General features: G+C 57.1%; 6 protein-coding genes. 3 read left to right on the top strand and 3 right to left on the bottom strand.

Annotation, left to right across the window (positions count from 1 at the left end; all coding sequences use genetic code 11):
• From U5775_RS38355 to U5775_RS38345, 3 genes are all read left to right on the top strand, one after another.
• A partial coding sequence (locus U5775_RS38355) for a GIY-YIG nuclease family protein (protein ID WP_322063345.1) occupies positions 1 to 189 on the top strand: 189 nt, incomplete at its 5' end.
• A 902-nt stretch (positions 190 to 1,091) separates the two neighbouring features.
• A complete protein-coding gene (locus U5775_RS38350) occupies positions 1,092 to 3,008 on the top strand; it encodes a hypothetical protein (protein ID WP_322063344.1) in 1,917 nt (638 codons plus the stop codon).
• A 499-nt stretch (positions 3,009 to 3,507) separates the two neighbouring features.
• Positions 3,508 to 4,737, top strand: coding sequence for a hypothetical protein (locus U5775_RS38345; protein ID WP_322063343.1), 1,230 nt, complete (start codon positions 3,508 to 3,510; stop codon positions 4,735 to 4,737).
• A gap of 378 nt (positions 4,738 to 5,115) precedes the next feature.
• Here U5775_RS38345 and U5775_RS38340 read toward each other — a convergent pair whose 3' ends face one another.
• Genes U5775_RS38340 through U5775_RS38330 form a run of 3 tightly spaced genes read right to left on the bottom strand, consistent with a single transcriptional unit; the run spans position 5,116 to position 7,409 of the window.
• On the bottom strand, positions 5,116 to 5,958 hold the full coding sequence (locus U5775_RS38340; RefSeq protein WP_322063342.1) for an SIR2 family NAD-dependent protein deacylase: 843 nt from the start codon (positions 5,956 to 5,958) through the stop codon (positions 5,116 to 5,118).
• Positions 5,959 to 5,993: 35 nt separating this feature from the next.
• Positions 5,994 to 6,602: an RNA 2'-phosphotransferase gene (locus U5775_RS38335; RefSeq protein ID WP_322063341.1), complete on the bottom strand. Its 609-nt coding sequence runs from the start codon at positions 6,600 to 6,602 to the stop codon at positions 5,994 to 5,996.
• A gap of 60 nt (positions 6,603 to 6,662) precedes the next feature.
• Positions 6,663 to 7,409, bottom strand: a complete 747-nt coding sequence (locus U5775_RS38330; RefSeq protein WP_322063340.1) for an HAD domain-containing protein — start codon at positions 7,407 to 7,409, stop codon at positions 6,663 to 6,665.
• Between the last annotated feature and the right edge of the window lie 374 nt (positions 7,410 to 7,783).

Raw genomic sequence — 7,783 nt, 5'->3', positions numbered from 1 at the left:
GTGAAGCTGCCGTTTCCCATCACCGTTGAACATTTCGCATGGTTTAATGACTACTCTCGCGCGGAGCGCGACCTGCACCTCCAGTACCATGAAAAGCGCCTGGAAGGTGAATGGTTCGACCTGACTGCCGCTGATGTGGCGCACATCAAGACGCTCGGCAAACCGGCATCGTTGTCCATGATTATGTAGGCGGCGAGAGACCGCCGGCGTCTGACTTGCAAGCTGCGCCGCACAAAAGACCCTGGATGTCGTTGTGTCGCCGGCCGGTAGCGCGAGCTACACCGACGTTAGCCAAATCGTATGCCGTGCTGCGGACGCCGGTTGCTAGGCGCTGTATGCGCTGCCGTGCGAGTGCGTCGTCGATGGCTATCGCGACGAAGAAGATGAGCGCACGCTTCATTGAAGATGTCCACAGGGCCCCTATGCAGGCATGACGCAAATCTCAGGCAGCTCTGAGGCGTTCGGTTTTGATTGTCGCCAGTCTGCTGCCAGCAAGCGGGTCATTGCCCCAATCTACGCTGGCGCGCTTTCCTGACTCGGGTTCCGGCGTCCCACTGATTGCGAAGTGCTCCAGCGACTGTCCTGCGCTGGTCGCCTGAACCACTCACTGCGGGGAATCGCCTTTGCCGTCCCACGTGTTGCCGATGGCGTCGCGGTATCGTGCCGTTCGCATTCTCACCTGGTCTGCCGCGATTGACGCGGCGACATTGTTCGCTTCGATTCCCAATGCGGCCATCCTGACCACAGGTAACAGTCCAGCACGCTAGCGAATTTCACACAAACCGTGCGTTCGCGGTGGAGCTTGTCGGCTGGGTATCGCAAGGCATGGCGCAGAAATCGTTCTCGGCAGGACGTGCCCTCGGAACTGAATAAGAAAGGGCCCCAAGGCGCGCTGTTTGTTTGATTACGTCGCACGGACTAATGGAATCACTTCGTATGATGAATTGAAGAGTCGACAGTCTATAAAAATAGTGATTCTGCTGACACCTGCCAATAAGCGTTCTCACCAGGCTTTCAATTAGAAAGATGTGTACTAGAACTGTAAAGTAATTGAAGGCAATTAGAATTCACGCGACGAATAAGGAGTGTCCATGAAACTCGACGTGGTTTCGAAGGTACTCGTTTGCCTGGTCATTCCCTCCGTTTTGTTGGCCTGCGGTGGCGGCGGGTCATCCGGTGGCCAAACGGGGTCCACCGTGTCGAAGGTAGTCGACAGGGATGCTGGCGGAACGCTTGAAATCACCGACCCTTCGAGTCCAATGTACGGCGCAAAGGTTGAGATTCCTCCAGGTGCGCTAACCAGCCCTCAAGAAACGATTTCCATGAGTGTCGAGGAGCCTCCCAGTCAGGCGAAACTCGACGCTGCGTCCGATGGGGAGCTGCAGTTTTCATCGAAATTACTGGTGTTGAAGCGAACTGGGACCGAAAGCTTCAATGTGCCCGTGACGGTTACTCTTCCGTATGACAAGTCCAAAGGCGACTTCGTTTTACCGCTCGACATCGACGAAGCCAGTAACACGTTTGAGTCACACGAGATTAGCAGTATTGCGGATGGAAAGGTTTCATTTCCTACAGCTCACTTCTCCAGCAAAGGTGCCGCCTCTGGGTCATTGGACTCTCTTAAATCCAAGCCCATCGTTGTTCCAGGATTCGACCCGAGAAAACATGGATTCTTCATTCCGAATTTTAGAACGACAATCCCCAATACATTCTCAATTTCCCCAGACTCAAAAGCCGCAGACGCTAAATCCGACGGCTATCTCGACGGCGTTTGTTACGGAATGGTAGCCATATCAAAGTGGTTTTTCGAGAAAAAACCTGCAGTTAAGCTATTCGACTATTATAAAGAGCGACTTGAGGAGCTTGGGACAGATGATGTTATTGCCAGAGATTTCGCAACGGAAGTGCATTACCGGCTTGGCAAATTCACGGCGGCCGACGCGCGGTTGCCTGTTATGCGCCCAAATGCGTTCTACTACGACATGCTACGCGTTATCGGCCCAGGGCAGTTCAAGCATCAGGTCGAGGGTATTATCGCGCATTTTGCAATGAAGAAGCCACAAATCATCATGCTGGGGAGGTATGACGCGAATAATGAATTCAAGGCCCATGCGGTGCTGGGCTACAGTGTTCGGTGCGGCTCAGCGATATGCAATTTTGAAGCCTATGACCCAAACCACCCCGGGCAGACGCTTACTATTACTGCCGACACAGATGAACGTACGTTGAATTACTCATTGTCGAGCGGTGAAAACCCCGGGTATCGCTATGACCGGATTGGGGTGGGCTCTGCAGATACCTTTTACGGGGAACAGGATGTAATGGCTGGCTTCAATTTTTCAGAGGTTGGGAAATTCACGCGTTACAGGACGCTGACCACGGTGTCGCCCAACTATTCCAACGCTCCTGTACCAGGTACAAAGAATGAATATGACGTGGTATTTGCGGACGCACGCAATGCGAAACTGGTTGTAGTGCCAAAGGGTTTTCCGGCGGGGCTGGAGTTGCGTACTTACCTGGATGGTGCACCGGTATATTCGGATAAGGTAACGCCCGATATAGCCATGAATGTAGACTTGACTCCCTTTCTAACGTTCGACCAAAACCTCCGTAGGCTTACCCTTGTGGTGGCCAACCATGTCGCGGACGATGACAAGAATCCAAAGTACGATAATTACACTGCTTTCTATTCCCTGAGGCCTCAAACCTATATCGGGACGTATTCGGGAACGTTCACCCCTATTGGCAAGGGTGACAGTGGTACAGTCAAGTTGAGTATCGACAACTATGGAGTGGTGTCTGGTACCGGCGTGTCTGCTGAAGATGGCGACTTTGTCATTGAGTCTGGCCAGATATTGGACGATGGCACCCTCACGCTGGGCTCGGCGAGCACACGAGCGACGTTTAGCGGCAAGGTTGACATCAACGCTTCGCCATGGACAATCACGGGAACCTGGAATAACGCGGTATGGCACCAGGCTGGAAACTTCAAAGTAGCAAAAGAATAACGCTCATCCCGCGCTGAGAAAAAACGCGCTCCATCGTTGGAGCGCGTTTTGTTTTTGGACTAGCAGTCCGTTGCCCCAATGCCCGTCAACGTGGCTGTTACTCCACGCATTGTTGTTCAGACTGCCCGTCACTGAGCACCATCCTCCGCAACCGCCGGTGAATACGTTTCCGTGAACTGGCAGGGTACTGGTGGCACGGGGGCAAATCCGCGAGCGCCTTTATCGCGACGACGCGGCATGCCTCGATGAGTTCGGGCCAGGCGCACGCGGCGCAGTTCGAGCTGAGCCAATCTGTGCTGAGTTGATGAGGTGGTCATTGCGTAACCACTCGCCAAGGCAACCACTCATTCGCCGGTCTTCCCTCGTAGGTTCGAGGCGGCTGGCTATAGTTTCTTGTAAGAATTGTCGTTAACGACTGCAAGGCATGCATCCGAGCGCGTCGCAATAGCGACTGCGCGCACATTTCACGTTCAAGTAACGCATTACGAGAGGGCGTTAGATGACTGTGTTTCTGGAAGAGCAGGGTTCCGACGACGGACTCGTTGGGTTTCAGCGTGTTTCGCTGACCAGTGGCCAGAGCGAGAGCTGGCTACAGGAGAGGCTATTCGAGTACGCATCCCTCATCCCGATGGTCGAAATGTTTGGCCAGGGGGAGGCCTTTGTGCCACTGTGCCGGGAATACCCCCTCCGGCATGGTGCATCCAACGTCTTTCTCGACCTGTTGGGCGTGTCGCCGACCGGACGCCTCGTCTTGATTGAGTGCAAGCTCTGGCGCAATCCCGGCGCTCGCCGGGAAGTCATCGCCCAGCTCTTCGAATACGCGTCGCTGATGTCCGGGCTGACGTACTCCGACCTCGAAGCCAAGCTCAAGCAGGCGCGCGGCCTGACGGGAGAGAATCCGATATTCAAGGCAGTCAGTGCGGCATATCCCGAGCTCGAGGAAGCACGCTTTGTTGACTCTGTGAACGAGTCACTCCGGCGTGGCGATTTTCTGCTCGCAATCGCGGGTGACGGCATTCGAAGCGACTTGCATGCACTGAAGAACCTGCTGGCGAATCAGGGCGGCCTGCTGGCAAAGCTGGCGCTGCTCGAAATCAGGCTCTTCAGGGATGCACGCGGCCGCACGCTTCTCGTGCCTAACGTGCCGATTCAAACCGAGGTGGTACGTCGCGAGGTATACGTCGGCGCGAGCAGGGAAGTACCCATCGAGCCCGCCATCTCCGTGCGCAGCGACGCCGCCGCAATCGGAATGGAAGGCTCCGAGGCAGCCTCGAGCTCGGCAAGTACTTCGAAGGCACAAAACAAGGAGTTCTGGACGAGGTTCATTGCCGAGGTGCGCTTCGACCACCCGGACCAGTCACCGCCGCGGCACGGCGGAAACAACTGGGTGAAAATGGACCTTCCGGGCCCTGTTGGCGGCCTTGTCGCATATCGGACCGTCGGCAACGTGGCAGGTTTCTCGGTGAAGTTCAAGGGGCCCGAGGGGCGGGACGTCATGCAGACGCTTCTCGAGGACCAGCCAGGCCTGGAAGGAGAAATTCGGCATGCAGTCCAGTTCCGGGTCGGAGATTCGACGGGAGATGACGACCGTGAAGTTGGCGGGCTGTTCCTGGAATACTCACCGCGCGAAGGTCCCGAGATGGAATCCGAGCAGATGGCCTGGCTGCTCAAGACCGCCAACGCCCTCGTCAATGCACTGCGACCGCGCCTGGCGGCTACAGTTGTTTGATGTAGTCTTACCCGGCATAAGGATTGCGCAGCATCACGGTCCGCCGGCTCTGACGCCAACGCAACCATTGACGCCGGAGCAACTCAGACTTCGATGCCTAGCCGCAGCCGCAGCCGCAGCCGCAGCCGCAGCCGCAGCCGCAGCCGCAGCCGCAGCCGCAGCCGCAGCCGCAGCCGCAGCCGCAGCCGCTGACGTGCTCTCCGCGCGCTTGACTTCCCTGCGTGGTTTGGTCGGCATTGCAGCGACTTTGGTAGGCCCGGGAGTCTTGGCGCCCAGCGCCTTAGCCTTGCCACCGCGCAGGGCTCACGCGCAGCGCTTCCGTGAGGTCGAGGACCTGGTCGCCTTCAAGTTGGGTTCCCATTTCTTTAGGTGTCCGACTTACGCGTGGTTGCCATGCACGTTATCGATTAGCTGAAGCGTTTCAGATGCACCTCCCGCAATACCCAAGCCTACGGTCAGCGCTATCGTGTATTCACGCGGATTGATACGGATAACGCGAGGTCCGTGGCGCTCGCTGAAGCGCCTGACGGTCGGTAATGCGCGGCCGGCCCCCATTTCGACTACGACAAGCCGGTCGACGGATTCGAGCCAGCGTGCAAGCCGATTCTCTTGCCTGTCCGCGTACTTTTCCACCCACTTCCAATCCCCGAACATCAGGATGTTCGGCCGGGCGAGCGCGCCACAGTGTGGACATCTCGGCATCTCGTTCTCGAGATGGCAACTCGTCTCGTTGACGATAGGATTGAAATCGTCTGCCGGCCAGGCGTCATCGGTGCAAGCCTCAACGCATTGAAGCCGATGGATGCTCCCATGGCATTCCGCGATGCGTTCGGCATCAAAGCCGGCCTTCTGGAACTGGCCGTCGACATTACTGGTGAACACGAACGCACCGTGCTTCATCGTCGACGCCCACTTGAGAAGGATGCCAAAGCCAGCATGAGGCACGGTTGAACGATAGAGCGCGAGTCGGTGTCCGTAAAATCCCCAGCTCAAGCGTGGGTTGCTCGTAAAGCCAGCGGGATTGGCTATGTCCTCGAACGAGAAACCATGATGGCGCAGCGCCGGATAGGCACGCCAGAACCCCTCCGTTCCCCGGAAGTCTGGCAGGCCGGAATCTACACCCATGCCGGCACCGGCGGTGATGAGCAGCCCGTTCGCATCGCGAATCCAGTCGGCTGCCCGCCGGATTGCATCGTCGTTATTCACCTGCTCGCTTGCCATTCAGTCACCTCACTTCGCAGACTCTCGAATTCGGCTCACTCTCCGAAACGGGCGAGATATGAGCTCGGGACATGCGCCGTAAGCCAGACCCCGTTGTCGGAGCATGAGAAGGAGAAGCCATCTTTGTGCATCCGCGCAGCGTCGACTACAAGCACGATTGGGCGGCCGTGACGACCGCCTACACGCGTTGCGGTATCCACATCGGCGCTCAAATGCACCGCATGCCTGCTTTGGGCCCTCAGACCCTCGCGGGCGATGTGTGCCCAGTTGTTCCTGGCAGTGCCGTGATAGAGGATTGCTGGAGGTTCCACAGCTGCGTACCCCAGGTCTATCTCTATAGAATGGCCTTGCGCCGCGCGTACTCGCTTACCATCAGGCGAAACGGAGAAGCGCTTCTTATCGTTCGTTGCCACGACGGCCAGAACGAGTTCCTTCGTGACAGGAGGTAGCGTTCTCAGACGCTTAGGGGCGCCCGCTTTACGCGCGGTCCGCTCGATTGCACGGACAAGTTCGTCGACGGATACCCAGCCTTGACCGTCGAGACGTATGCCAACCATCTCTGGCTCGTGCCGCAGTATTTTCGACAGTAGTTTGCTCAGCGCGACGTGCCCATCTGATGGATGCGACTCTGCATTGGTGTTCATAATCTATTGCTGAACGAAACTATTTCGCAAATCACTATGGCGTCCAACTCAGCGAACGCGCTAGGCGTGTGTCTCCGCGAGCCACTGCTTGATGCGGCTCAGCGCAATCTCGTCGCTGATACCGCGTGTTGGGTCGAGTAACAGGAAGTGGTCAACGAGCTCTCCGGGTTCACGTCCAAAATGCGCTGCCCCGAACACTGCGTCGTCGATTGCAAGCCAGTTCTTCAGCCGCTTACCAAAAGCGTAGCAGCTAATGACGTATGCGCGCTCGGTTCCTTCCAGTACATAGCTGCGGCGAGGCTTTATATCCTTTGTTGTTCCTGTGACGCGTTGGCGTAGCTCGTGAGGCAGGTAGGCCAAGACGCGCTCCTCTGGCAAGCTCCTCGTCCAAGACGTTGTCAGCACGATTTCCACGTCGGGATAAGGCTCCAAAACCTCGACGAGGATTGGCGCGAATTCCAGCAGTGGCCGGCCGGTGTCGAGCGATATATCGCCAGCGTCGTCAATATAGGCGTTCCCAATATGCAGCGTCCCGTCGAAGTCGACAAACAGCGTCGGAGTGGCGTTGTCGAGCGCCAATGGTGTTGGAGCCGGACGCGCTCGTCGAGGCGAACGTTGCTCCATGAGCTGACTCCAGTTGACAGTACGTCCGATGGCTGCCAACGCATCACTTGCATCGTCACGCTTCATGACGAGCATTTCCAATCCCAGCTCTGCAAGCACTTTGAAGAGCAACGCAATGTCGGTCGAGTGGCCGCCTTCGATGCGGCTCAGCGCCGAGACGTCGACTCGGACGAGGTCCGCCATGTCGATGAGTTCAACGTCGCACTCGAGACGGCGCGTGTGTATGAGATTGCCTAGCGAGTTGGGGTCTGTAGCTAGGGGGACGTGCAAGGGTGTACCTGCGGATGGGGTGGGTGACATGGTTGAGGGCGCTTTGTCGCACTGTAACGTGCCGTGCAGATGGTTATCCAGTCAGAGGTCGGCACAGGCAGTTACAGCAGCGCCGGATTATTTAGAACGAAGGTCCGAATCACTTTCATGGCTTCAGGAAATGTGAGAGCGCAGTACCGTGCCACTAGGAAGTGCTTCGCTTACCCCTCCGCGAAAACCGTGGCTGCCTTCAGTGCCCGCTCTAGTTCCTCACGCATGAGAAGTCGGAGCGGCGTGAGACCGCCAAG

Origin of the sequence: Paraburkholderia sp. J63, from assembly GCF_905220245.1 — a bacterium.
In the GTDB taxonomy this organism is placed as follows: Bacteria; Pseudomonadota; Gammaproteobacteria; order Burkholderiales; family Burkholderiaceae; genus Paraburkholderia.
This window is presented reverse-complemented; position numbering and strand designations above follow the sequence as displayed.